At 70.7% G+C, this 25,687-nt stretch carries 22 protein-coding genes, 1 tRNA gene and 1 pseudogene; 15 read left to right on the forward strand and 9 right to left on the reverse strand.

The features are described 5' to 3' along the window. The first annotated feature begins 60 nt into the window (after positions 1–60). From HA039_RS21975 to HA039_RS21995, 5 genes and pseudogenes are all read left to right on the forward strand, one after another. A complete protein-coding gene (locus tag HA039_RS21975; protein ID WP_167032621.1) occupies positions 61–1,275 on the forward strand; it encodes a glycoside hydrolase family 3 N-terminal domain-containing protein in 1,215 nt (404 codons plus the stop codon). 34 nt (positions 1,276–1,309) lie between these two features. After that, on the forward strand, positions 1,310–1,963 hold the full coding sequence (locus HA039_RS21980; RefSeq protein ID WP_167032623.1) for a hypothetical protein: 654 nt from the start codon (positions 1,310–1,312) through the stop codon (positions 1,961–1,963). A 357-nt stretch (positions 1,964–2,320) separates the two neighbouring features. Beyond that, positions 2,321–3,289 (forward strand): hypothetical protein, encoded by a 969-nt coding sequence (locus tag HA039_RS21985; RefSeq protein WP_167032625.1) that lies wholly within the window; start codon positions 2,321–2,323, stop codon positions 3,287–3,289. A gap of 176 nt (positions 3,290–3,465) precedes the next feature. Further along, positions 3,466–3,786 (forward strand): annotated as a pseudogene (locus HA039_RS34640) (site-specific integrase); the annotation flags it as partial. 204 nt (positions 3,787–3,990) lie between these two features. Then, positions 3,991–4,749 carry a competence protein CoiA gene (locus tag HA039_RS21995; RefSeq protein ID WP_167032628.1) on the forward strand — a complete coding sequence of 253 codons (759 nt, stop codon included), beginning with the start codon at positions 3,991–3,993 and terminating at the stop codon, positions 4,747–4,749. A gap of 195 nt (positions 4,750–4,944) precedes the next feature. On the opposite strand, the gene HA039_RS22000 is transcribed toward HA039_RS21995, so the two are convergent. Beyond that, positions 4,945–5,016, reverse strand: a tRNA-Cys gene (locus HA039_RS22000). A gap of 200 nt (positions 5,017–5,216) precedes the next feature. Between HA039_RS22000 and HA039_RS22005 the strand changes: the two genes are divergently transcribed. The 4 genes from HA039_RS22005 to HA039_RS22020 all read left to right on the forward strand — a co-directional run bounded on the left by HA039_RS22005 (position 5,217) and on the right by HA039_RS22020 (position 10,608). Continuing rightward, complete coding sequence (locus HA039_RS22005; RefSeq protein ID WP_167032630.1) at positions 5,217–6,674, forward strand: MFS transporter; 1,458 nt, start codon at positions 5,217–5,219, stop codon at positions 6,672–6,674. Positions 6,675–6,947: 273 nt separating this feature from the next. After that, a complete protein-coding gene (locus HA039_RS22010; protein WP_167032632.1) occupies positions 6,948–8,735 on the forward strand; it encodes a DEAD/DEAH box helicase in 1,788 nt (595 codons plus the stop codon). Between the two features lie 351 nt (positions 8,736–9,086). Next, positions 9,087–9,728 (forward strand): IclR family transcriptional regulator, encoded by a 642-nt coding sequence (locus HA039_RS22015; protein WP_167032634.1) that lies wholly within the window; start codon positions 9,087–9,089, stop codon positions 9,726–9,728. 91 nt (positions 9,729–9,819) lie between these two features. Beyond that, complete coding sequence (locus HA039_RS22020) at positions 9,820–10,608, forward strand: S16 family serine protease (RefSeq protein WP_167032636.1); 789 nt, start codon at positions 9,820–9,822, stop codon at positions 10,606–10,608. Here HA039_RS22020 and HA039_RS22025 read toward each other — a convergent pair. The 4 genes from HA039_RS22025 to HA039_RS22040 form a co-directional block, all read right to left on the reverse strand. Further along, on the reverse strand, positions 10,547–11,944 hold the full coding sequence (locus tag HA039_RS22025) for an MFS transporter (protein ID WP_243869657.1): 1,398 nt from the start codon (positions 11,942–11,944) through the stop codon (positions 10,547–10,549). The two genes, HA039_RS22020 and HA039_RS22025, sit on opposite strands and share 62 nt — an antisense overlap. Then, positions 11,941–12,162, reverse strand: a complete 222-nt coding sequence (locus tag HA039_RS22030) for a hypothetical protein (RefSeq protein ID WP_167032638.1) — start codon at positions 12,160–12,162, stop codon at positions 11,941–11,943. The genes HA039_RS22025 and HA039_RS22030 overlap by 4 nt, the downstream gene beginning before the upstream one ends. A 55-nt stretch (positions 12,163–12,217) precedes the next feature. Beyond that, entirely contained in the window at positions 12,218–12,814 is a 597-nt protein-coding gene (locus tag HA039_RS22035; protein ID WP_167032640.1) for a winged helix-turn-helix domain-containing protein, read from the reverse strand. A gap of 111 nt (positions 12,815–12,925) precedes the next feature. Beyond that, on the reverse strand, positions 12,926–13,408 hold the full coding sequence (locus HA039_RS22040) for an Lrp/AsnC family transcriptional regulator (protein ID WP_167037357.1): 483 nt from the start codon (positions 13,406–13,408) through the stop codon (positions 12,926–12,928). A gap of 149 nt (positions 13,409–13,557) precedes the next feature. Here HA039_RS22040 and hppD point away from each other — a divergent pair, with 149 nt between their 5' ends. Next, entirely contained in the window at positions 13,558–14,697 is a 1,140-nt protein-coding gene (gene hppD / locus HA039_RS22045; RefSeq protein ID WP_425086421.1) for a 4-hydroxyphenylpyruvate dioxygenase, read from the forward strand. 99 nt (positions 14,698–14,796) lie between these two features. Here the strand turns inward: hppD and HA039_RS22050 are convergent, their stop codons facing one another. Next, the gene (locus HA039_RS22050) at positions 14,797–16,365 is read right to left on the reverse strand and encodes a tetratricopeptide repeat protein (RefSeq protein ID WP_279592860.1); all 1,569 of its coding nucleotides are present in this window, start codon (positions 16,363–16,365) and stop codon (positions 14,797–14,799) included. A gap of 106 nt (positions 16,366–16,471) precedes the next feature. Between HA039_RS22050 and HA039_RS22055 the strand changes: the two genes are divergently transcribed. Then, positions 16,472–17,839, forward strand: coding sequence for an FAD-binding oxidoreductase (locus HA039_RS22055; RefSeq protein ID WP_167032644.1), 1,368 nt, complete (start codon positions 16,472–16,474; stop codon positions 17,837–17,839). Between the two features lie 30 nt (positions 17,840–17,869). Here the strand turns inward: HA039_RS22055 and HA039_RS22060 are convergent, their stop codons facing one another. After that, positions 17,870–18,361 (reverse strand): SsgA family sporulation/cell division regulator, encoded by a 492-nt coding sequence (locus HA039_RS22060; RefSeq protein ID WP_167032646.1) that lies wholly within the window; start codon positions 18,359–18,361, stop codon positions 17,870–17,872. Positions 18,362–18,613: 252 nt separating this feature from the next. Between HA039_RS22060 and HA039_RS22065 the strand changes: the two genes are divergently transcribed. Both HA039_RS22065 and HA039_RS22070 read left to right on the forward strand, forming a co-directional pair. Further along, a complete protein-coding gene (locus HA039_RS22065; protein WP_167032648.1) occupies positions 18,614–20,152 on the forward strand; it encodes an RDD family protein in 1,539 nt (512 codons plus the stop codon). 88 nt (positions 20,153–20,240) lie between these two features. After that, a complete protein-coding gene (locus HA039_RS22070; protein ID WP_167032650.1) occupies positions 20,241–21,014 on the forward strand; it encodes an RDD family protein in 774 nt (257 codons plus the stop codon). On the opposite strand, the gene HA039_RS22075 is transcribed toward HA039_RS22070, so the two are convergent. Then, positions 21,000–21,323 carry a hypothetical protein gene (locus tag HA039_RS22075; protein ID WP_167032652.1) on the reverse strand — a complete coding sequence of 108 codons (324 nt, stop codon included), beginning with the start codon at positions 21,321–21,323 and terminating at the stop codon, positions 21,000–21,002. The two genes, HA039_RS22070 and HA039_RS22075, sit on opposite strands and share 15 nt — an antisense overlap. A 512-nt stretch (positions 21,324–21,835) precedes the next feature. Between HA039_RS22075 and HA039_RS22080 the strand changes: the two genes are divergently transcribed. Together HA039_RS22080 and HA039_RS22085 are read left to right on the forward strand one after the other, a co-directional pair. Then, positions 21,836–24,247 carry an immune inhibitor A domain-containing protein gene (locus tag HA039_RS22080; protein ID WP_167032654.1) on the forward strand — a complete coding sequence of 804 codons (2,412 nt, stop codon included), beginning with the start codon at positions 21,836–21,838 and terminating at the stop codon, positions 24,245–24,247. Positions 24,248–24,393: 146 nt separating this feature from the next. Beyond that, positions 24,394–24,726, forward strand: a complete 333-nt coding sequence (locus HA039_RS22085) for a hypothetical protein (protein WP_167032656.1) — start codon at positions 24,394–24,396, stop codon at positions 24,724–24,726. A 270-nt stretch (positions 24,727–24,996) separates the two neighbouring features. Here the strand turns inward: HA039_RS22085 and HA039_RS22090 are convergent, their stop codons facing one another. Continuing rightward, positions 24,997–25,584 carry a nicotinamidase gene (locus HA039_RS22090; RefSeq protein ID WP_167032658.1) on the reverse strand — a complete coding sequence of 196 codons (588 nt, stop codon included), beginning with the start codon at positions 25,582–25,584 and terminating at the stop codon, positions 24,997–24,999. Positions 25,585–25,687: the final 103 nt, after the last annotated feature.

Genomic DNA, 25,687 nt, shown 5'->3' on the forward strand with positions numbered 1-25,687 from the left:
CACTGCTCTCTGGGCTCCACGGCGGGACGGTCGTAGGGTGCGGGGGAGAGAGGAACTCCCATGAACGCATCTGAACCGCCGCACATCGGACGCAGGGCCGTGCTCGCCGGGTCCGGGGCCGTCGCCGCCGCGCTGGCCCTGGGCGGCCGCGCGCTCTTCTCGTCGTCCGCGTCGCCCTCGGCGTCGTCCGCCGCATCACCCTCCGCGTCGTCCTCCGGGTCGCTCTCCGCCGAGCCCGCGGCGTATCCGCGGGCCGCCGCGGTGCCGAAGGGGCTCACCGAGCGGCAGCTCGCGGGCCAGCGCGTCATCTACTCGTACCCGGGCCACACCCCGCCCGCCGCGCTGCTCAAGAAGATCAGCGCGGGCGAGGGCGCGGGGGTCATCTTCTTCGGCGAGAACATCACGAGCGCGGCGCAGATCGCCGCGGTCGTGAAGCAGCTGGAGAAGGCCAACCGGTCCAGCCCCGTACGCCTCCCCCTCCTGCTCATGACCGACCAGGAGGGCGGCACGATCCGGCGCCTGCCCGGCGCCCCCGCCCTGTCGGAGAAGCAGATCGGGCTGGCGGCCGACCCGGTGGCGGCGGCTAAGGCGGCCGGCACGGGGGCGGGGAAGAACCTCGCCGCGGCCGGCCTGAACCTCAACCTGGCGCCGGTGCTCGACGTCTACCGCACGGCCGGCGACTTCACGGACCACGCCCAGCGCTCGTACGGCCGGAACGCGGCGCAGGTCGGCAAGCTCGGCGCGGCCTTCGTCACCGCCCAGCAGCACGTCGCGGTCGCCGCGACCGCCAAGCACTTCCCGGGCCTGGGCGCGGCCGCCACGCACCAGAACACCGACCTGGGACCGGTGACGCTCACCCAGTCCCTGACCACCCTGCGGAACGTCGACGAGGCCCCGTACAAGCAGGCCGTCGCGGCGGGCACCCGGCTGGTGATGCTCTCCTGGGCGGTCTACCCGGCCCTCGACGCCAAGCACCCGGCGGGCCTGTCCGCCGCCGTGGTCAAGGAGCTGCGCTCGCACGTGGGGTTCAAGGGGGTCACGATCACGGACGCCCTGGAGGCGAAGGCGATCAGCCACACCCTCACCACGGGCCGACGCGCGGTCCTGGCCGCCGGCGCGGGCATGGACCTCCTGCTCTGCTCGTCCCGCCAGGTGTCCCAGGGCGAGTCGGCGGTGACGGCCCTGACCACGGCCCTCCACAACAAAACCCTCCCCACCCCCGCCTTCCACGACGCAGTCTCCCGCCTGACAGCACTACGCACGGCCCTGAGCTGACCACTCTCTCCCCCCCCCCCACGAGAATGGCGGCATGACAACGGCGACGGTCAACAGGGCGCGAGGCGCCCTCACTTCGGCGGTGACGGCCCTGGCCCTGACGACTCTGACCGCCTGCTCCGACGGGGAGCAGTCCGCGGAGGCGCAGATCCCGGCGGGGCGCTTGTGCCGGGGAACCCTCTCGGACGACGCCGTGAACGCCGTACAACTCCTCACCGCCGCAAAGGAGTTCGCCCCGATCAACGCCGAAGCCCAGCCGGCGACCACGGCCCAGGATCTCGTCGCCGACTACCTGGCGGACGGGACGGGTGGCGAGACCCATCAGCTGTGCGCGGTCCACCTGCCGGGACGGGCGACCTCCCAGATCGACATCGACGTGACGCTGGAGGACGCCGAGGGCGTCGGCGACTCACGGTTCGCCAACACCTTCAAGCAGTACGACCTCGGACGCGAGGGGCTCGCCTCCCCGCAGAAGGCGGTTCTCTACGCGGAGTGCGTCAGCGAGAAGTTCCGCGGCAGCCCCGTCATGCTGCGAGCAGCCCTGCGCAACCGCCACGAACCCGACGGCAACCCCGAACGCCTGCGCCGAGCCAACCTGACCCTCCTCCACTCGGTCACGCTCGCCCTCGTCAAGGAACTCGGCTGCACGGCCCGCGCCGACCTGCCGGAGACGCCGGAACTGGGTTAGGCCGGTGAAACGCCGATCGGTCGCCCCCGGTACACGGGTGGCGGGAATTGAACCCGCGTAACTCGCCTGAAGGCGAGTGGCTTCTCCTGCACGGGGCCGAACGAGTAGCGCGACCAGGCACGACGAAGGTGGCTTCCCGTCCTCGGAAGAGGAGGAGCCGCCCTCCGTTGAGAGCCCCAAGCCCCTGTGCGTTTTGCAGGTTTGTCGGTTCTGGCCAAAGCTCGATGAGCGGGCGACAGGCCAGGCACGAGGCAAGCTGGCGGTAAGGGGAGCTGGGGGACGCTCACCCGCAAAAATGGAAGCACCGGTTGCCGCCGAGCTGAGTACAGTGTTCCCAGCCTGAGAGGAGGCTTCGCCGTGGCGCAGGTCGATCCCAACAAGAACCTGACATCGGAACAGTTCCCTGAACTCAACCGATCTTTCTACGGTTCTGATCCTGCGGACTATTTCCGCAAACGGTTGGATTTGCTGATTCTCGCCGCAGCGAAGCCGCGTGAGCTGGATGCCATGTTGGCCAAAGGGCTCCGATACGGCGAAGTTACCGTGCGACAGCAAGAAACTGAACCCGCCGATGAGGATGCGGCATCGCTGCAAGCCTTCGTTTCCACTGAAGCTGAAGTCCTCCTCCATCATGCATCCGAGGCGCTCTTGCGTCTGTACTTTGCCCATGCCGAGGGACAACCGTGCCCCTGGCTGGAGTGCGCGGGTCTAACGAGCTTCAAGGTATTCAAGCGGCGAGTTGCCCAGCTTAGGGATGATCCCATTCCTGTGGAGAATGTCAGTCGGGTGTTCTTGGGGCGCGTAAGTGATGGTTCGAGCGATGAGCTGAAGGTGCACATCGATACAACGTCCAGATTTCTGCGCCTCGTTGCGAAACGTCTACTGAGCGACAGTAACCTTTACAACTCGGCTAAGCACGGCCTTGCCGTGCTTTCGGGGCCGGCTAGCTTGGTCATGACGGATGAGCAAACCGGGGCATCGTTCGGTGGCGGTGGCCCGAGCTTGAGTTACCTTGAGATCGAGACTAAGGACAACAGGGATCGGCTGTGGCGATGGACTACCCGGTGGGTTGACGCTGAGCAGACGATTATTCAGACCCATGCGGTTATCACGGCGATGTCGAGCCTCTGGGAGATTGCTAGAGCTAGGTACACCGACGCTGAAATAAATGGAGTCCAAGTCCTGACGGCTGAGGCGGTTAAGCAGTTCGCTGGATTTGGTGGAACAAGGACCAACCCGTTTACGCGCAGCAGTTTCTCTCTGGACTATTATCAGCCGCAACCTGCGGAGGATGCGACGGGAGTGAATTCCGCCTCGGGCGCCTAATGTCCTTGCCCTTGTGTCATGGTAGACCCTGCTTTGCCCTTGCCTAATGTCTTCAAGCGTACGGTCGGTCCGTCAACTCGCTGGCCATGGTGACGCGCAAGGTCGGCGTTCAGCACTCCTCGCAGCGAGTGGGCGATGTCCTACACAGGAAGGGGAGAGGCGGACTGCCGGGGGTTGAGAACGGCCGGGTGTTTCCGGACGAACACGGCCGTAGCCATCTAACCGGCGTGACTGGTCCGAGTGGAAGGCGCTTCTGATCGAGGCGAAGGTGCGGGACGGACGTCTGCACGACGCACCGCCGCGACGGTTCTGCTGATCCTCATGTTCCTGAGGGTGCCGTCATGGGCCTCATGGGGTGGTCGACCACGGCCACGGCCAGCCAGTACTAGCGCATGGTGGATGCCGTGCGCACCGACGTCGCGAGGTAGGTCGACGGTCTCATCTGGAAGACCGAGACTGACCGGCCGGATGATGACGGCTTGGCTGGGCTCAAGGTTCACGGGATTGAGAAGCGAGTAGAACGAAAAATCGAGGGCGCGCCGCCGTCCAGGCGGCGCGCGAGTTCTGTCCGGCTGTTTGATCAGATAGTCGGCGCGTGCTGACTCTCTGGTGCTACACATGGATCAAGTAGGCAAAGCACGGCTCGGTGGCCTGGGCGCGTGCGACGCCAGTAGCCGAGCTGCCCCCAAGCCCCGGGAGGTATGTTGCTGATAGCGGAGCAGTCCGACGGTTCACGTGTTGAAGCATCACGGGACCTCGGCCAGGACACCTATTTATGCCCAATGTGCCGATCATCGGTGATCCTCAAGCGAGGTCGGAAAGTCGCCGCGCACTTCGCCCACGCTCCTGACTCCAATTGTCCTGGAGCGGAGTCCGAGAGCTGGCGGCACCTGTTGGCAAAGCGCGTCCTGATGGACGAGTTCACGGCACTGGGCTGGGCCGCCCGGATGGAGGTGCCGCACCAAGCGGCCGGTCGCCGTGTTGATGTCGGTGTGAAAGTGCCCCATCCTCGCGGAACTTGCTACATAGCTGTAGAAGTTCAAGACTCTGCCATTCAGGTGGACACAATGAAGGCCCGTGTCGAGGCAGACAGGCGAATCGGATATCACGCCACAGTCTGGCTGTTCACCAGCCATCGGGCCGCAGCGCTCATGTATGCGGAACCGGACCACGAAGTGCGCGTGCCGGACGAGATGCTGTGGGTTGCCAACCGTTACGGTCAAGGCATTCCGATCATTGATCCTGAGGAGCGTGCGGTCTGGGTTGCGTCGCTTGGGTCAATCCACCGCGATGGAGAATCTCACGAGTGGTACGCCGAGGGCGGTGAGTTGACCGGAGTTGACTATCCCGGAAGGACGCTCCGAAAAACGAAGTCGATCGTGCGCACCCTCGGGGGCTTCGATTTTCGCCTCGTTGCCGGAAAGTTTGGCGACTCTTGGGCGGTCTCCTTCGCCTGCTGATCCATGCCGGCGTCAGTCCGGATGAGTCGCCGTGGTCGAGGCGGCTGCGCCCTGTGAGGCGCGGATCGCAGCTGTGTGATCTGCCAGTCAAGGACACGTCTGAACGGCCAACTGGGACGGGAACTGAGACGGATGACGAAAGGGCGGCACCCCCAAGGGGTGCTGCCCTTTCGTTCTGCCTGGTCAGGCATCCGGAGGCCGTGGCGGGAATCGAACCCGCGTAACTCGCTTTGCAGGCGAGTCCCTGAACCACTCGGGCACACGGCCAAGGTGTTGCTCTGGTCTTGACCGTAGGGGGGTGGGTGGGCACGCTCAAGTGTCGGGGGCGTTGTGCAACGGGACTGCCACACTGCGTTCACGCGGGTGGGTGGGTGGGGTGGGTGGGTTCTTGGTCTTACGACCAAGGGACCAGGGGGATCCGTCTCGCGACAGGGATCAACAGGGGCCATGCCCCTTACCCTGATTCCATGACCGCCCTGGAACCCGGCGACGCCACCGTCGCCCCCGCCGACCTGCCCGTACCAGAACTTCCCGGTCAGGGCGGGGTGCTGGGGCCGGTCCACCGGGCGCTCAGTATCGGGATCGTCTCCGTGGTGCTGCTCATCGCGTTCGAGGCGACCGCCGTCGGGACCGCGATGCCGGTGGCCGCGCGGGAGCTGGACGGCATCTCGCTGTACGCCTTCGCCTTCTCCGCGTACTTCACCACCAGCCTCTTCGCGATGGTGCTGTCCGGGCAGTGGGCCGACCGGAACGGGCCCCTCGCCCCCCTCACCACCGGCATCGCGGCCTTCGCCGCCGGGCTGGTGCTGTCCGGGACGGCCGGGACGATGGCGCTGTTCATCCTCGGCCGGGCCGTGCAGGGGCTCGGCGGGGGACTGGTGATCGTCGCGCTGTACGTCACCATCAGCCGCGCCTACCCCGAGCGGCTGCGGCCCTCGATCATGGCCGCGTTCGCCGCGAGCTGGGTGATCCCCTCCGTCGTCGGCCCGCTCGCCTCCGGCACCGTCACCGAACACCTCGGCTGGCGCTGGGTCTTCCTCGGCATCCCCGTCCTCATCGTCCTGCCGCTCGCCCTCGCCCTCCCCGCGATCCGGCGCATGGCCTCCGGTCCCGCCGACGCGTCCGCGCCCGCCATGGCCTTCGACCGGCGCCGGATCCGCCTCGCGCTCGGGATCTCGCTGGGCGCCGCGCTCCTCCAGTACGCCGCCCAGGACCTGCGTCCCCTCTCGCTCCTGCCGGCCGTCGCCGGAATCGCGTTCCTGGTGCCGGCCGTCCTCGGGCTGCTGCCGGCGGGCACCTGGCGGGCCGCCCGCGGCCTGCCCGCCGTGATCCTGCTGCGCGGGGTGTCCGCCGGGTCGTTCATCGCCGCCGAGAGCTTCGTCCCGCTGATGCTGGTGGCCGAGCGCGGGCTGTCGCCCACGATGGCCGGCCTCTCGCTCGCCGCGGGCGGCCTGACCTGGGCGCTCGGCTCGTACGTCCAGTCCAGGCCGCGCATGGAGCCGTACCGCGCCCGGCTGATGACGGGCGGCATGGTGCTGGTCGCCGCGGCGATCGGGGCCGCGCCGACCGTGCTGATCCACTCCGTCCCCGTCTGGATCGTCGCGGTCGCCTGGGGGGTCGGCTGCCTCGGCATGGGCCTCGTCCTCGCCTCCACGAGCGTGCTGCTCCTCAAGCTCTCGGCGCCGGAGGAGGCCGGCCTCAACTCCGCGGCCCTCCAGATCTCCGACGGCCTGTCGAACGTGCTGATGCTCGCGATCGGCGGCGCCGCCTTCGCCGCGCTGGGCGGCGGTTCGGTGGGCGGCCACGCGGTCTCCACGGCGACCGGTTCGCACCCGACGGCCTTCGCGGCGGTCTTCCTGCCGATGGCCGCGGTGGCGCTGGCGGGGGTGTGGGTGGCGACCCGGGTCCGCCCCGCACGTACCTGACACGGACGGGTCCCGTACGTACCTGAACGGACGGGTGAGGGGCGGGGGCGTTCCGAGCGGGGGGCGTTCCATGCGGGGGCGTTCCGTGCGGGTTCGTCAGGGAATGCCCCGCCCGGTGCGGGACGGCGCGCCTTCGGTGTGACCCTCGCCGCACCCGCGCGACCCGGCCCCCGTTCGTACGAGGATCGCCCCGGGCCCCCGATAGGGTGGCCCGGTTGTCGTACGTAAGCCCGCGCGACGCGATCGCGCACACCCACGTCCGAACCGGAGACCGTGACTACTACCGCCTCCTCACACCACCTTTCCCCCGCCTTCCCGGGCCGGGCGCCTTGGGGTACCGCCAACAAGCTGCGCGCCTGGCAGGAACAGGCGCTGGGGCGGTACCTCCAGGAGCAGCCCAGGGACTTCCTCGCCGTCGCGACACCCGGCGCCGGCAAGACGACCTTCGCGCTGACCCTCGCCTCCTGGCTGCTGCACCACCACGTCGTCCAGCAGATCACCGTCGTCGCGCCCACCGAGCACCTCAAGAAGCAGTGGTCCGAGGCGGCCGCGCGGATAGGGATCAAGCTCGATCCCGACTACAGCGCGGGCCCGTTGAGCAAGGAGTACGACGGCGTCGCCATCACGTACGCGGGTGTCGGCGTCCGGCCCATGCTCCACCGCAACAAGTGCGAGCAGCGCAAGACGCTGGTCATCCTCGACGAGATCCACCACGCCGGTGACTCCAAGTCCTGGGGCGAGGCCTGCCTGGAGGCGTTCGAACCCGCGACCCGGCGCCTCGCCCTCACCGGCACGCCCTTCCGGTCCGACACGAACCCCATCCCCTTCGTCGCGTACGAGGAAGGCAACGACGGCATCCGCCGCTCGTCCGCCGACTACACGTACGGGTACGGGAACGCGCTCGGCGACGGTGTCGTCCGCCCCGTCATCTTCCTGAGCTACAGCGGCAACATGCGCTGGCGCACCAAGGCCGGCGACGAGATCGCCGCCCGGCTCGGCGAACCGATGACCAAGGACGCGATCTCCCAGGCCTGGCGCACCGCCCTCGACCCGCGCGGCGACTGGATGCCGAACGTGCTGCGCGCCGCCGACCAGCGGCTCACCGAAGTGCGCAAGAGCATCCCGGACGCCGGGGGACTGGTCATCGCGAGCGACCAGGACTCGGCGCGCGCCTACGCCAAGCTCATCCGTGAGATCACCGGGGACAAGGCGACCGTCGTGCTCTCCGACGACACGGGCGCCTCCAAGCGCATCGACGACTTCAGCGGGAGTACCGACCGCTGGATGGTCGCCGTCCGCATGGTGTCGGAGGGCGTCGACGTGCCGCGCCTGGCCGTCGGCGTGTACGCCACCACCATCTCGACCCCCCTCTTCTTCGCCCAGGCCGTCGGCCGCTTCGTGCGCTCCAGGCGCCGGGGCGAGACCGCGTCCGTCTTCCTTCCCACCATCCCGAACCTCCTCGGCTTCGCCGGCGAGATGGAGGTCGAGCGCGACCACGTCCTCGACAAGCCGAAGAAGGCCGGCGAGGACGACCCGTACGCCGAATCCGAGAAGGAGATGGCCGAGGCCGAGAGGGAGCAGGACGAGGACACCGGTGAGCAGGAGTCCCTGCCCTTCGAGGCCCTGGAGTCCGACGCCGTCTTCGACCGCGTCCTCTACGACGGCGCCGAGTTCGGCATGCAGGCGCACCCGGGCAGCGAGGAGGAGCAGGACTACCTCGGTATCCCCGGACTGCTGGAACCCGACCAGGTGCAGATGCTGCTCCAGAAGCGCCAGGCCCGGCAGATCGCGCACAGCCGCAAGAAGCCCGACACCGAGGCCGACCTGCTGGAACTGCCCGCCGAGCGGCGGCCCGTGGTCTCCCACAAGGAGCTGCTGGAACTGCGCAAGCAGCTCAACACCATGGTCGGCGCGTACGTCCACCAGAGCGGCAAGCCGCACGGTGTCATCCACACCGAACTGCGCCGCGTCTGCGGGGGGCCGCCCAGCGCCGAGGCCACGGCCGGGCAGCTGCGCGAGCGGGTCAAGAAGGTCCAGGAGTGGGCCACCCGGATGCGGTGACCCCGTCTCCCGTTCCCCGGCCGGTGTGCGCACCCCGCCGGCCGGGGGCCCCGGACGGCCGCGTACCGCCGACCGATATAAGCCGACTGTTCCTCAGAAGTCCTCGTTCATTCGGTTTTGGGTGGGGAACTCGGCGTAACTCACCTCCCGTGCCCGGATTCTGGACGAGGTCTTCCGCTCAGCGGTGCCGCTCGCTACTGTCCCCGCAACGCATACGCCCCGTGGCAGTACCGCCCCGGAGCGCAGCCGGTGCGCCAAGGCTCGCCGCCGGCCTCTCCGTGCGTCGCCGTGGGACCGGTGCCGTCACACCGTGAGAGAGCCGTCGCCACTCACTCCGAAGGAGAGGGCGTCGTGACCGCGGAGACATCCCAGACGCTCGACCGGGGACTGCGTGTCCTCAAACTGCTCGCCGACACCGACCACGGCCTGACCGTCACCGAGCTGTCCAACAAGCTCGGCGTCAACAGGACGGTCGTCTACCGGCTGCTCGCCACGCTGGAGCAGCACGCGCTGGTACGCCGCGACCTGGGCGGCCGCGCCCGGGTGGGCCTGGGAGTGCTGCGCCTGGGCCGCCAGGTGCACCCGCTGGTACGGGAGGCGGCCCTGCCCGCGCTGCGCTCCCTCGCCGAGGACATCGGCGCCACCGCGCACCTGACCCTCGTCGACGGGGCCGAGGCCCTGGCCGTCGCCGTCGTCGAACCCACCTGGACCGACTACCACGTCGCCTACCGGGCCGGATTCCGGCACGCCCTGGACCGGGGCGCCGCGGGCAAGGCCATCCTCGCCGCCCGGCAGAACGCGCTCACCGAACCTCTCTGCACCCTCACCCAGGGCGAGCTGGAGGCGGGCGCCAGCGGCGCCGCCGCCGCGCTGATCGGGGTGACCGGCATAGAGGGGAGCGTGGGAGTGGTGATGCTCACCGACTCCGTGCCGGAACGGGTCGGACCCCGCGTCGTGGACGCCGCCCGCGAGGTGGCCGACGCCCTGCGTTGAACCCCGGGCGGAATCCAGGGCGGAGCCCTGGACGGAGTCTCGGACGGAGCCCTGGACCGAGCCCCGGACGGCTGCCGATACATTTGACACCGTGCCTCCTCGTCTCTCACGTCCCTTCCGTCTCGGTCTCTGCGCCCTCCCGGTCGTCGCGCTGCTCGCCGTCGCGGGCGCCGCGCCGCTGCCGTACGCCGTCGCGCAGCCCGGACTGACCGCGGACGTCCTCGGTGCCGACCAGGGGCGGCAGGTCATCACCATCAAGGGCGCCCCCACCCGCACGACGGAGGGGCAGCTGCGGCTGACGACCATCGTGGCGACCGGGCCGTCCGCCGACGTCGACCTGGCCGACGTGGCCAAGGGCTGGTTCCGTACCGACGAGGCCGTCCTGCCCCGGGACGCCGTCTACCCGTCGGGCCAGTCCGACCAGCAGATCCAGCGGCACAACACCCGCGACATGGTCGACTCGCAGGATTCGGCGACCGAGGCCGCCCTCGGCTTCCTGCACGCCGATCCGAAGAAGGTCGACGTCAGCCTGCACCTCGCCGACGTGGGCGGCCCCAGCGCCGGACTCCTCTTCGCCCTCGGCATCATCGACAAGCTCGACGGTGACGGCTCGGGCGGCGACCTGACCGGCGGCCGCACCATCGCCGGTACGGGCACGATCGACGGGAGCGGCAAGGTCGGCGCGGTCGGCGGGGTGTCCCTGAAGACCCAGGCCGCCGGGCGGGACGGGGCCACGGTCTTCCTCGTACCGAAGGCGGAGTGCGGGGACGCCAACGCCGAGCTGCCGACGGGCATGCGGCTGGTGCCGGTCACGACCCTCAAGGGCGCGGTGTCGGCCCTGCGGGCGCTGGAGAAGGGCGGCTCGGTCCCGAGCTGCTGACCCCGGGAGCCGCGTCCTCGACCGCCCCGTCGACCACGCCGCCGACCGCCTCGTCCTCCCGTACCGCCGGGCGCTCCATGTGCCGCCAGGCGGGGAAGACCAGCGGGCTCAGGGTCGCCAGCAGGTAGACGCTTCCCATGGCCAGCATCGCGTGACTCAGCCCCGCCCGCTCCACCAGCAGCCCGGCCACCAGCCCGCCCAGGGGCATGGTCATCTCCACGCCCGCCATGGTCACCCCGGACACCCGGCTCCGCAGCTCCGTCGGCACCCGCTCGAAGATGACCGTGGTCAGGATCGGGTTGAGCAGCCCGGCCGCCAGCCCGCCCGCCGCCATCGTCACCGCCAGCGGCAGGGTCCCGTCCACCAGCGCCGCGACCACGTATCGCGGCGCCCCGCATATGAGGAACGCCGTCGCGAACACCACGCGGCGCGGGAAGCGCTCGCCGAACGCCCCGTACAACAGTGCCCCCAGCAGCGCGCTGCCGCCGAACACGGCCGTCAGCAACCCGAGATCGGTGGGGCCGCCCAGATCCTCCCGCGCGTGGACCGGCAGCAGGACCGCGCTCCAGCCCTGGTCGAGACCGTTGGTGACCATCACCATGACCGTGATGCCCAGCAACAGGCGCGTGCGGACCAGGAAGGCGTATCCCTCGCGCAGCTCCGTGCGGTACCGCTTCAGGGAGACGGGGGCGAGGCGCTGCGGCTCCGCCGCACGTACGCCCCGCACCCCCACGGCTATGAGCGCCGCCGAGACCGCGAAGGTCGCCGCGTCCAGGAGCAGGACGGTCTCGGCGCCGAGGAACGCGATCAGGACACCCGCCAGCGCCGCCCCGAGCATGCGGGCCCCGCGCGAGACGGCGTCGAGGAGACTCGCGGCCCTGGGCATGGTCGTCCCGGCGCGCTCGGCGAGGTCGGGGACCAGCACGGAACGCGCGGTGAGGCCGGGGGTGTGCACCAGGCCGCTGAGGGCCATCAGGACACACAGCATCCAGAAGTCCAGCACCCCCGCGAAGTGCAGCAGCGGGACGGCTGCCACCGCGACCGCGCACACCAGGTCGGAGGTGATGGACACCCGGCGCCGGCCCAGCCGGTCGATGACCGGGCCGCCGACGACGGCCGCGACCACCACCGGCAGAGTGGCGCAGAAGGCGACGAACCCGGCCCGCCCCGCGCTGCCCGTCGTCTGGAGGACGAACCACGGGACGCCGATCAGGGTCAGTGAACTCCCGGCGATGGAGACGGTGTTGGCGGCGAGGACCGCGACCAGCGGCCGCCTGTCGTACCCGGTCACGGAGGGCGGAGGTGCCGGGGCCGACTTCGCCTCCCCGCGGCTCACGCGAGGGGGATTTCTCGCGCGTGCGGGCGGCTCGCGAGTCGCAGCCCCCACTCGACCAACGCCCAGCCCAGCCGCGCCCGGAGAGCGTGCCACGCGCGGCCCGGTTCCCCGGGCGAGGTGATGCGCGGAGCGCTCACGGCCCGCCTGCTCTCGGCGGCCCGCCTCTGTAGCTCGGCGGACTTCTCGCTGTGCAGCATCAGATGAATGTCGGCATGCATGAGGAACCCCCGGGCGAGATCGATGATGAATGAGGTGTCGGTCGTCTGTGCGGTGTCAGTCCTCGGCCTGCGGCAGCGCGTGGAGATGCACACGCACCTGCGCCACGTGCTCGGCGTCCTCCGGGATGACGCGGTCCTGATAGCTCTCGATGAGGGCGTGGGCCTTCTCGGTCATCTCCGCGGCCAACTCCGGTGTCAGCCGCAGGGTGAAGTCGCTGAGGTCCGAGCTGCCGTGCCACTCCACCGGCCAGTCGATGACGGAGTGGACCCAGGCGGACACCTCCCGGGCGTGCGAAGCCGCCAGCTCTTCGAGGAACACCTCCACCGCCGTACGGGTGCCCGGGTCGGAGTCCGTGTACAGCGAACGGTCGAGGCTCGTGCCCTGACGGACCGCCTTCCACCAGCGCTCCCGCCCCTTGCCCAGCTCCGGCGCGTCCTCCACGAACCCGTACGTCGCCAGCTGCCTCAGGTGGTAGCTGGTCGCACCGCTCGACTCGCCGAGCCGCTCGCCCAACTGGGAGGCGGTGGCGGGGCCGTGGTGCCGCAGGGCGGCGAGCAGGCGCATTCGTATCGGATGGGCGAGCCCGCGAAGGGTGTGCGGGTCCAGGGCGTGGACGTCGTCACGGGCCGGGGGGCGCGAGGCTTCTGGCATGCCTCCACGATAGACATGCAAAGGAATGGATGCAAGGGTTTCTTTGCAACCAATCCTTTGCAGCCACCTCTTTGTATCCGCGCCGTGCGTCACGGGCCGCGCGCTATACGTTCACGCGTCGAGGGTCGCGTCCCCCGCCGCCTGCTCCACCAGGGGGATGATCCGCAGCGGTACGGGGTTCTCCATCACGATCGCCGTCGACGCCCGCATGATCCCCTCGAACCCCACCACCCGGTCGATCACCCGCTGGAGATCCGCGTTCGACCGCGCCACCAGCCGGCACAGCATGTCGCCCTGCCCCGTCGTCGTGTGCAGCTCCAGCACCTCCGGCACGGTCGCCAGATGGGCCCGTACGTCCACCCCCTGCCCCTGCTTGATCTCCAGCGTCGCGAACGCCGTCACCGGATACCCGAGCGCGGCCGGGTCCACCGTCGGCCCGAACCCCCGGATCACCCCCTGCGCCTGGAGCCGGTCCAGCCGCGCCTGTACGGTCCCGCGCGCCACCCCGAGCCGCCGTGAGGCCTCCAGCACCCCTATCCGGGGCTCCCGCGCCAGCAGCACGATCAGCCTGCCGTCGAGCCCGTCGATGCCCATGACCGTCTCCCCCTCGCGTTGTTCCATGGTCACTCTGCGCAGATCGCCCCGTCATTCTGGCCCGCCACCGGACAGATTGCCCAGTGAACCCGCGAACTGTTGCGCACCTTGTGGAACCGGGTGACGCTGAGCCCATGGCAGACACCTCGATGCACCTCGGTACCGCACCCGACACCGCGCGCGCCGCCGACCCCTTCCCGGTCAAGGGCATGGACGCGATCGTCTTCGCCGTCGGCAACGCCAAGCAGGCCGCGCACTACTACGCCACGGCCTTCGGCATGAAGCTCGTCGCCTACGCCGGGCCGGAGAACGGCAGCCGTGAGACGGCCAGTTACGTCCTCACCAACGGCGCCGCCCGCTTCGTCCTCACGTCCGTCGTCAAGCCCTCGACCGAGCGGGGCCGCTTCCTCGCCGCGCACGTCGCCGAGCACGGCGACGGAATCGTCGACCTGGCGATCGAGGTGCCCGACGTCCGGGCCGCCTACGCGTACGCCACCGAGCACGGCGCGCGCGGCATCGAGGAGCCGTACGAGAGCAAGGACGAGCACGGGACCGTCGTCCGCGCCGCCATCGCCACGTACGGCCAGACCCGCCACACCCTGGTCGAGCGCTCCGGCTACACCGGCCCCTACCTGCCGGGCTTCACCGCCGCCGACCCGATCGTCGAACCGCCCGCCCAGCGCACCTTCCAGGCCGTCGACCACTGCGTCGGCAACGTCGAACTCGGGCGCATGAACGAGTGGGTGGCCTTCTACAACCAGGTGATGGGCTTCACCAACATGAAGGAGTTCGTGGGCGACGACATCGCCACCGAGTACTCCGCGCTCATGTCGAAGGTCGTCGCCGACGGCACGCTCAAGGTGAAGTTCCCCATCAACGAGCCCGCCGTCGCCAAGAAGAAGTCGCAGATCGACGAGTACCTGGAGTTCTACGGCGGCGCCGGCGTCCAGCACATCGCGCTCGCGACGAACGACATCGTCGCGTCCGTACGGGCCATGCGGGCCGCGGGCGTCCAGTTCCTCGACACCCCCGACTCGTACTACGACACGCTCGGCGAGTGGGCCGGTGACACGCGCGTCCCCGTCGAGACGCTGCGCGAGCTCAAGATCCTGGTCGACCGCGACGAGGACGGCTACCTGCTCCAGATCTTCACCAAGCCCGTCCAGGACCGACCGACGGTCTTCTTCGAAATGATCGAACGGCACGGTTCGATGGGCTTCGGGAAGGGCAACTTCAAGGCGCTCTTCGAGGCGATCGAGCGCGAGCAGGAGAAGCGCGGCAATCTCTGACGCGCGGCTTCCGCGCGGGTGTGGAACGCCGGACGGCCCCACGGAAACTGACCCGTGGGGCCGTACCCGTACCCGCGACAGCGAGTACGGCGACCGGCCCTACTCCACCTTCGCCGAAAGACCGGAAGCCGAGCCCGAGCCCGAGCCCGAGCCCGAGCCGGAACCGGACCCCGAACTCGCCTTCCCCGCCTTCCCGTACATGTCCTTGGGACCACCCCCCGCCGGTTCCCCCAGCGCGTCCAGCGCCTCACGCGCCTTCGGCGCCAGCAGCGGCGAGAAGGCCGGATGGGTACGCAGCGCCTCCTCGATGTGACGGCGCGCGGCACCGTCCATCTCCAGCGAGCGTTCGATCTCCCCCCGGTGGTACGAGAACAGGGCGCTGCGCCTGCCCTGTTCGGTCGCCTTCTTCGCGTACGAGAGGGCCTCCTTGCCCTCACCCGTACGGAACAGCGCCCACCCCAGCGCGTCCGCCACGTCCATGCTCCGGTGCTGCCGCGCCCACTCCGCCCGCAGCCGCTCCACCGCCGACTTCGGGTCCCCGTGGTCGGTCTCGAAGCGAGCGAGGACCAACTCCTCGTTCACGCCCTGCGCCTGAGCCTCCTCGGCCCGGGCCCGCAGCGCCGCGTACTGGCTCTGCGCGTCGCCGTCCAAGCCCTGCGCGTCGTACAACTCGCCCAGCTCCAAGGCGTACTCGGGCCTCGGGGTCTCCTCGATCGCCCGCTGGTACGTCGCGTACGCCTCGTCCGTACGGCCCAGCGCCGCCAGCGCCCTCGCCCGCCCCGCCAACGCCGCGGCGTGGTCCCGCACCGCCTTCAGCGCGGCGTCGTAGTGCCCCAGCGCCTCGGCCGGTTCACCCCGCTCCCAGGACAACTCGCCCTGCGTCCACAGCGCTTGGGCCTTCTCCGCCGGGGTGGCGGCGCGCGCCGTCGCCTCGACCGCCTTCGCCGCCGCGTCCTCGCGCCAGCCGCGGTCCCGGTAGACCACCGCGGCCCGCTCCAGCACGGGCGCGCCCGGCCGCAGCTTCTTGAGCCGGTCGAGCGCCTTGCCCGCCGCCTCGTAGTCGCCGAGACCGTTGTACGCGTCGATCAGGACCGGGTACGCCGCCCAGCGGCCGGGCTCCCGCTTCCGTACCTCCTCGCCCCACTTCCGGGCGGCGCCGTAGTCGTGCCGGGCGTTGGCGAGCGCGCCGAGACCGACCAGCGCGTCCGTACGGCCGGACGTGTCGGCGGACGCGCCCTTCCCCCGCGCGCCGGAGCCCGCGCCCCCCGAGCCCGAACCCGAACCCGACCCCGAACCCGCGCCCCCCGCCCCACCCGGCAGCACCTGGAGCGAGCGCCGCAACGCCCGGTCCGCCTGCGGGAAGGACGCCGGATCCGCCCGCCGTACCCCCCGCTCCACGTACGCCGAGCCGAGCACCGCCCACGCCCCGGCGTCCTCCGGATGCGTCCGCACCCGGTTCTCCCGCCCCCGGATGAGCGCGTTCAGGTCCGGCAGCGCCGCCGGCGCCCCCGCACCCACCGCGGCCATCGCACGGGCCTCGGGCCCGGGCGCGGGCGCCGGTTCCGCCCGCCGGTCCGGCACGAGCAGCAGGACACCGGCGACCAGCGCTCCGCCGACCCCGGCGGCCAGGGCCGCCCGTCTGACCTGCTTGAGCTGATCCGTTTTCATGGCATTCATGGTGATTACTGTGCGTCCATACGAAGAGCACACCCACTCCCGCGTGGTGGATCGCAGACGGGTTCACACCGATGGCCCCGGATGCGACGCTGGGATCATGGACGATCTCCTCGCACGGCTGCGGGCAGGACTGCCCGGCGAAGCCCTGATCACCGACCCCGACGTCACGGCGTCCTACGCCCACGACATGGCGAGCTTCTGCGAGGCGGGCACACCGGCGGTGGTGGTCCTGCCCCGCTCCGTCGAACAGGTCCAGCACGTGATGCGCACCGCCACCGCCCTGCGCGTCCCCGTCGTCCCGCAGGGCGCCCGCACCGGGCTGTCCGGGGCCGCCAATGCCTCGGACGGGTGCATCGTCCTCTCCCTCGTGAAGATGGACCGGATCCTGGAGATCAACCCGGTCGACCGGATCGCCGTCGTCGAGCCCGGCGTCGTCAACGCCACCCTCTCCCGCGCCGTCGGCGAACACGGACTCTTCTACCCGCCGGACCCCTCCAGCTGGGAGACGTGCACGATCGGCGGGAACATCGGCACCGCCTCCGGCGGCCTGTGCTGCGTCAAGTACGGCGTCACCGCCGAGTACGTCCTCGGCCTCGACGTCGTCCTCGCCGACGGGCGGCTGCTCACCACCGGCCGCCGTACGGCCAAGGGGGTCGCCGGGTACGACCTGACCCGCCTCTTCGTCGGCTCCGAGGGCAGCCTCGGCATCGTCGTCCGGGCCGTCCTCGCCCTGCGCCCCCAGCCGCCCCGGCAACTGGTCCTGGCCGCCGAGTTCAACAGCGCGGCCGCCGCGTGCGACGCCATCTGCCGGATCATGGAGAGCGGCCACACCCCGTCCCTGCTCGAACTCATGGACCGTACGACCGTCCGCGCCGTCAACACGATGGCGAACATGGGCCTCCCCGACACCACCGAGGCCCTCCTCCTCGCCGCCTTCGACACCCCCGACCCCGGGGCCGACCTGACGGCCGTCGGCCTGCTCTGCGAGGCGGCCGGCGCCACCGGGGTCGTCCCGGCGGAGGACACGGCCGAGTCCGAACTGCTGCTCCACGCCCGCCGGTTGGCCCTCCCCGCCCTGGAGGCGGTGAAGGGCACGACGATGATCGACGACGTCTGCGTACCCCGTTCGCGCCTCGGTGACCTGCTCGAAGGCATCGAGCGGATCGGCGAGAAGTACGCGCTCACCATCGGCGTCTGCGCCCACGCGGGCGACGGCAACACCCACCCCACCGTCTGCTTCGACGCGGCGGACCCCGACGAATCCCGCCGCGCCCGCGAGTCCTTCGACGAGATCATGGCGCTCGGGCTCGAACTGGGCGGCACGATCACCGGCGAACACGGCGTCGGCGTACTGAAGAAGGACTGGCTCGCCCGGGAACTCGGCCCGGTGGGACTGGAGTTGCAGCGCGGCATCAAGCGGACCTTCGACCCGCTGGGCCTGCTGAACCCGGGCAAGCTCTTCTGACGGCGCACGCCCCGTACATCCCAACTCCCCCTATTCCCCCTCGGCGGAGTCCGCCGACTCCGCCGACCCGTCCGACGGCCACGGATCCCGCAGCCACAGGTCGTCGGCGGGCGCCGGGGCCAGCAACCCCGCCAGCCCCTCGTCGATCCCGAGCCGCTCGCACTCCGTCCCCGGCGGCACGATCCGCAACGTCCGCTCCACCCACGCCGACACGGCCACCGCCGGCGCCTCCAGCAGCGCGTCGCCGTCCGGGGAGGTGAGGGCCACGCACAGGACACTGCGCCCGCCGACCTTCGTCGGCCAGATCCTCACGTCCCCGTGCCCGCACGGCCGGAAGATGCCCTCCACCAGCAACTCACGGGCGAAGGTCCAGTGGACGGGGGCCTCGGAGCCGATGTGGAAGGCGACGTGCACGGCGCACGGATCGTCGGTCCGGTAGGTCAGCCGGGCCGGGACGGGGATGCTGCGCTCGGGCGACAGCACCAGGTTCAGTTCCAGCTCACGTTCCACCACGGTGTTCATGGGCGGCACTTCCTCTCTCGGTACGGGCCCTGACGGCGGGCCGTACCGGAAGAGAGCGCGCCGACGGCGATTCATGACGCGACTTCTCCGGGCAACTTCCGATGAGCCTGATCGCGTGCTTCCGGACCCTCGCTCTCTGTGCCGTCACTCTGACCGGAAAGTGGCTCAAACGACGGGAGCGGCCCTGGGGACCCCGGTGGTCTGATAGATGTGGACCCTGAATTGGCTCAGAGGAGATACGGGACCACGGTGATGAGCGCCCCAACCTCGGCGACCGGAGACGGCAACCCCGCTCCCGGCTACTACCCCGATCCGTCCATCCCGGGATACGTCCGGTACTGGAACGGAGCAGCGTGGGTGCCCGGATCGAGCCGCCCCGCGCCGCCCGGTGCCGAGGCGCCGCAGTCCGGCGCGCAGGCGGTGCCCGCCGTCGAGGAGACGGGCCCGGTGTTCTTCGACGAGGAGCCCCAGGCCGCCGAACAGCCCCGCCAGGAACCGGCGTCCGCGTGGCAGGCCGACGTCTCGCGGCAGACCGGCTTCGGCGGTGAGCGGGACAACCGCGTCTCCTGGGGGGCTCCGGACCCGCGCGTCCCTGCCCCGGCCCCCGAGCCCGGCGCGCCGCGCCGCGACATCCCGTTCCCGGCGCCCGTCGACCCCACCGGCGGGGCCCTGCCGGGGGTCCGCGCGCTCGGCCCCGGGACGGGCGACAGCCAGCCGGTCATCGACGGTACGGTCGCGATCCGCGCCATGCGCCGCGGCATCGCGCCCGGACCGGGCCCGGCACCGGGTGTCGGCCCGGGTACGGGCGTCAGCCCCGGTACGGGTACGGGTACGGGCCCCGGAGCCGACACCGGCGACCGGCGCGGTGGTACGGGCACGGGCGAGGGCGGTACGGACCGGCCCGCGGCCCTCCCCGGCCAGATCCCGTCCGCCGGGGCGCAGCAGCCGCCGGTCGACAGCACGGTCGCCATCCGCGCCCTGCGCGCGGCGCGCCGCGCCAAGGACGAGGACGCGGCGGCCGGGCGCACCGGCGAGGCGGACGGCGCCCTGTCGGTCCGCTCCATGACCCCCGGCGCGGCCGGCGCGGGCACCGTACCGCCGCCGTCGCGCGACGAGTCCGCGCGGCAGGCGTCCTCGTCCGTGCCGGCGCCCTCGGCCGCGCAGCCCCAGCAGGGCGGCGCGGGTGGCGGCTCGGCCTCCTGGGCCCAGCAGGTCCACCAGCTCGCGCAGCCCGCGGGCGACCAGCCCGTGGTGCCCTGGAAGCCGCCGGTCAGCGACCCGTTCCTCCAGGCCGCGCAGGCCCAGGCGGCCGCCAGGCCCGCCGGCCTCGGCAAGCGGCTCGTGGCCCGCCTGATCGACACCCTCGTGCTCGGCGCGCTGGTCGGGGCCGTGGCCCTGCCGCTCGTGGCGAAGGCGCGCACGCATGTGGACGACAAGATCGAGGCGGCGAAGCAGACGGGGGAGACCGTCACCGTCTGGCTGCTCGACTCGACGACGGCCGGGTATCTCGGCGCGGTCCTCGGCGCGCTGCTGGTCCTCGGGGTGCTGTACGAGGCGCTGCCGACCGCCAGGTGGGGCCGCACGCTGGGCAAGAAGCTCTGCGGTCTCCAGGTGCGGGACATCGAGTCGCACGAGGCCCCGGCCTTCGGCGCGGCCCTGCGCCGCTGGCTGCTCTACGGGGTGCTGGGGCTGCTCGTGGTGGGCGTGCTCAACGTCCTGTGGTGCCTGTTCGACCGGCCGTGGCGGCAGTGCTGGCACGACAAGGCCGCGCACACCTTCGTGGCGGGCTGACCGGCGGGGCCGTATCTCCGAACGGGCCGTACCTCCGAACGGCGGGCAAGCCGTTGCGGGCCCCTCGCGGGCGCGGTGCACTGCCCCCATGAGCGACGACCGCCCCCCGCCCGGCCAGGAGCCACCCGACGACGACCCGTTCCGCAAGAAGCCGCGGGAGTCCCCGTCGTCCGGGGGCCCGGAGTCCGGGGGCCCGGAGTCGCCGTACGGATCTCCCTACGGGGGAGCGGCGGGCGTCCCGCCCCCGCCTCCGCCGGAAGGCTCCGACCCCTTCGGCGGCCCCCCGGGCGGCGGCCGGTACGGCGGCGGGGGCGGCGGCCCGTACGGGGGCGGGGGCGGTCCCTACGGCGGGGACCCGCTCGGCGGGACGGACCCCTACGCGGGCATGCCCCCTCTCGCGCCCTTCGGCAGGCGCCTCACGGCCCGGATCGTCGACGTCCTGATCATCGCCATCCCGGTGGCGGTCCTCTCGCTCGCCGTCGGCGGCTTCGACACGTCGACGTCGAACGGGCACAACGAGTGGAACGACTTCACCGATCAGGTGAACACCGGCAGACAGTGGCTCTGGTCGCTCATCTCGCTCATCGCGTACGTCGCCTACGACACCCTCATGACCAGGAGCAGAGGCCAGACGGTCGGCAAGCGATGGCTGAAACTGCGCGTCGCGATGCTCAACAACGGAGCCGTGCCGGACACGAACGCCTCGCTGCTGCGGGCCCTCGTCCTCTGGCTGCCCGCGCTGCTCTGCTGCTTCTGCCTCTGGTGGGCGATCATCATCCTGACGATCTGGACGGGCAGACCCTACAAACAGGGCCTGCACGACCGGGTCGCCAGGACCGTCGTCGTCTCAGCGGCGCAGTGAATGCTGGCCGAAGCGGGACTCCGCGCCCGCGTGGGAGCGCGCGGCCGGCACCCGGGGCTGCCCGGCGGTCCCGGCGGCCGAGGCGGGGGAGCCCGCGGCCGTACGCCGCGCGGCCGCGGCGCGAGCCGCCCTGGCCCGGCGCGGCAGGGGCACGGTCAGGGCGACGAGCAGTCCCAGCGCGAGAGCCGCCATGCCGATCACCGCGACCCCCACGCCCGTGGACGTACCGGACAGCAGCAGCATGGCGAGGGTCGAGCAGACGACCGTGGCGGAACCGTAGGCGAGCTGTGCGGCAGTCGGACGCGGCATGGCGGAATCCGTCCCTCGGAGCATCGGTTTGGGGGTGTCTCGCGTGTCTCGCACGTACGCCGCACTGCCGCTCGCAGTGGTCGCACTGGTGATCGCACTGTCAGTCGCAGTCTTCGCCGACTCTACGACGGTGGATGCCCCCGTGGAACCAACAGTAAGCGTGAGCTAACCCACGGTGCCGTCGCACAGGGGGCGCATGGAGTCACGCGCCCCCTCGCCAGGAGGCGTCAGTGCGCCTGTTGTTCGAATATTCCGCCATGCGGACGGTGGTCGGCCGACCGTCCGGCCGGCCCGGCGCCCGGGGCGCCCGGGGCGCTCGGAGGGGTCGCATGTCGCTCGTGTCCGTATATCGGAAGTGCCCACTCGCATAGTGCAGTTGACCAGTTCAAGTCAAGGTCTGGCTTTTCTTCTTCAACTCAGGTCGAATGGCGCCACTTATGACGCGCATACGCGCGCGGATCCCCCAACTCCCGGACCGCCGCCCGCGCATGCGCCGGGGAGGACAGCATCAAGTGATCAGCAACCGACGGGCAAGAAGAGTGTCCGCGGTGATCGTGGCACTCGCCGCGACCGCCGCCACCGCTTCTGCCTTCACCACGGCCCAGGCCGAGGGCAATCCCTCGGCCGGTTCCGCCGGCATCGAGCGCCGCGACCCGGCTCCTCAGAAGGCCGAGGTCGACCACGACCTCGACGGCCCGTTCAGCAAGCAGCAGGCGGCCGAGCGCAGCGCCGCCATGGAACAGGTCATCGCGGGTGACGCGAAGGTCGAGAAGCGCGGCGGCTCGCAGGTCGTCAAGCTCGGCAACAAGAAGTACGTCGAGCTGGGCCGCGAGAAGACCGACAAGATCTTCACGGTCCTCGTGGAGTTCGGCGACCAGGTGGACACGACCACCCAGTACGACCCCGACGGCGCGGCCGGCCCCAAGCCGCCGGTCGTCAAGTTCGGCGGCACGCCCGGGCCGCAGCACAACGAGATAGCCGAGCCCGACCGGAAGGTGGACAACTCCACCGCCTGGCAGGCCGACTACAACCAGCAGCACTTCCAGGACCTCTACTTCGGTGAGGGAACGGACCGCAAGGGCAAGCCGAAGGAATCGCTGAAGACCTACTACGAGAAGACGTCCTCCGGGCGTTACTCGGTCGACGGCGAGGTCTCCGACTGGGTCAAGGTCCCGTACAACGAGGCCCGTTACGGCTCCAACTACTGCGGCAGCTCCAACTGCGCCAACGTGTGGGACGCGGTCAAGGACGGCGTCACCGCCTGGGCCGCCGACCAGAAGGCCAAGGGCCGGACGGACGCGCAGATCAAGACGGACCTCGCCGGCTACGACCAGTGGGACCGGTACGACTTCGACGGCGACGGCAACTTCAACGAGCCCGACGGGTACATCGACCACTTCCAGATCGTCCACGCGGGCGAGGACGAGTCGGCCGGCGGCGGCGCCGAGGGCGCCAACGCCCTCTGGGCGCACCGCTGGTACGCGTACGGCACGGACGCGGGCCGCACCGGCCCCGCGGCGAACAAGTCCGGCGGTACGCAGATCGGCGACACCGGGATCTGGGTCGGCGACTACACGATGCAGCCGGAGAACGGCGGCCTCGGCGTCTTCGCGCACGAGTACGGCCACGACCTGGGCCTGCCCGACCTGTACGACACCGCGGGCGGCGACAACTCCACCGCCTTCTGGACCCTGATGTCGTCGGGCTCCTGGCTCGGCAACGGCAAGGACGCCATCGGCGACCGGCCGGGCGACATGACGGCCTGGGACAAGCTCCAGCTCGGCTGGCTCAGCTACGCCAAGGCGAAGGCGGCCACGAACTCCACGACCAAGCTGGGTGTCTCGGCGTACAACACCAAGAACCCGCAGGCGCTGATCGTGGACCTGCCGCCCAAGGAAGAGACCACCACGGTCGTGACGCCCGCCGAGGGCTCCAAGCAGTGGTGGAGCGACATGGGTGACGACCTCAAGAACACCCTCAGCCGCTCGGTCGACCTGACCGGCAAGTCCACGGCGTCGCTTCAGCTCCAGGGCTGGTGGGACATCGAGGCGGACTACGACTACCTGTACGCCGAGGTCTCCACGGACGGCAGCAACTGGACGCCGGTCGAGGGCACCGCTGACGGTCTGCCGATCACCCGCGACTCGGCCGACAAGCCGGCGCTGACCGGTGGTTCGGGCGCGTACAAGAAGCTCGTCTACGACCTGAACGCGTACGCGGGCAAGAAGGTCGACGTCCGCTTCCGCTACCAGACGGACGGCGGCGCGGGCGGCAAGGGCTTCGCGGCCGACGCGATCAGCGTGGTCGCCGACGGCGCCGCGCTCTTCACGGACAACGCCGAGGGCGACGACGCGGGCTGGACCGCGAAGGGCTTCTCGCGCATCGGTGCGTCCTTCACCCAGGACTACCCGCAGTACTACATCGCCGAGAACCGCCAGTACGTGTCGTACGACGAGACCCTCAAGGTCGGTCCGTACAACTTCGGGTTCGCGGCGCCGAACGACGCGAAGGTGGAGCACTTCCCGTACCAGCCCGGTCTGCTGATCTGGCTGTGGGACACCTCGCAGAAGGACAACAACACCAGCCAGCACGCGGGCGAGGGCCTGGTCCTGCCGATCGACGCGCACCCGAAGGCCGAGAAGTGGGCCGACGGGACGGTGATGCGCAACCGCATCCAGGCGTACGACTCCACGTTCAGCTGGTGGCCGACGCAGGGTCTGACGCTGCACAAGGCGAACGTCGCGACCAAGATCAAGCCGAAGCTCGGCGCGCCGGTCTTCGACGACCGCAAGGGCACCTACTACGACGCGAGCAACCCGCTGGCGAGCGTGCAGGTTCCTGACACCAACACGAAGATCACGATCGTCGGCCAGCCGCTGGACGGCCAGACGCTGACGGTCCACGTGGGTCCCTCCGGTCGGTAACCGGAAGTAACCGCAGGTCAAGCCATGATCGGCCGTCGCCCTCTAGCGGGCGGCGGCCGATCGTGTTTAGGTGCGTCCTACGGACCTCTTATTGACAAGACGTCTCATGACGATGTTCGACCGACGCACGGGGGAGAGGAATGATCATGGCAGGCGGAGGCTTCAGCAGACTCCCGAACGGCACGGTGGTGGTGGCACTGACCCTGCCCAGCCCGACGACCGAGGGCGGGGCGGTGCGCGTCCTGGTGCACGCGGGGAACCGGGCCCGGGCCCTGACCAGGCTGCGGAATCTGGGGCTCCGGGCGGTGTACCTGCGGGGGAACGCGGAGCCGCCGACGCTGGACGAGATCACGGCGGTGCTGCACCACCCCGACGGGCTGCTCTGGCGGACCACTCCGGAGTGCGTGGAGCAGCTGTGGCAGCCGATAGGGGCGCTGCTGCGCCGACCCGCGGGGACTGCGGCCGGGACGGCCGCTTAGGGGGGGTGTGGGGGGCCCGGGGGCTGCTTGTCGGTGCGGGGCGGTCCGGGGTGCACGGCCTGCGGCCGTAGGTGTCCTCAAGCGCCGGACGGGCTGGGTTTGTCGTGGTGGCGGGGGGCGGGGCCTCCGGAGGTACGTGTGTCCGGACTGCTATCCTCACCGCGCTTCGCGCGAGCTGCGACGCTTTACGTCCGGACACACGCACCTCCTCCGACCCCACCCCCCTCACGCCGGACGGGACGGATCAGGCGCCGGGCGGGGCGGGGTGGGTCAGGCCACGGTTGGTTTGCCGGTGAGGGTGATGCCTGCTGTGCGCATCTCCTCCAGGGCCCGGTCCGTTGTCTCGGGCGCCACCCCTGCTGTCAGGTCCAGGAGTACGTGGGTCGTGAAGCCCTCTCGGGTCGCGTCCAGGGCTGTGGCGCGTACGCAGTGGTCCGTCGCGATGCCGACCACGTCGACCTCGCTCACCCCGCGCTCCCGCAGCCAGTCCGCCAGGCCGGTGCCGTTCTCGTCCGCGCCCTCGAAGCCGCTGTACGCGCCCGAGTACGCCCCCTTGTCGAAGACCGCGTCGATCGCGCCGGACGCGACCGCCGGGGCGAAGTTCGGGTGGAAGCCCACGCCCTCCGTGCCCGCCACGCAGTGCGGCGGCCAGGTCGTCTCGTAGTCCGGGGCCGTCGCGAAGTGGGCGCCCGGGTCGATGTGGTGGTCGCGGGTCGCCACGACGTGGCGGTACGCGGCGGTCGCCTCGCCGATGAGGTCGGTGATGGCGGCGGCGACATCGGCGCCCCCCGTCACCGCGAGGCTCCCGCCCTCGCAGAAATCGTTCTGAACGTCGACGACGATCAAGGCGCGGTGCATGGCGGAATTCCTTCGGTGGGAGCGAACGACTGCGGGCGGTGGTTCCGAGCGTAGAGACTCCACCGCCCCGAGGGGAGGGGCCGGGGCCGGGCAGCGACGGGGC

The organism is Streptomyces liangshanensis, from assembly GCF_011694815.1.
GTDB lineage: Bacteria > Actinomycetota > Actinomycetes > Streptomycetales > Streptomycetaceae > Streptomyces > Streptomyces liangshanensis.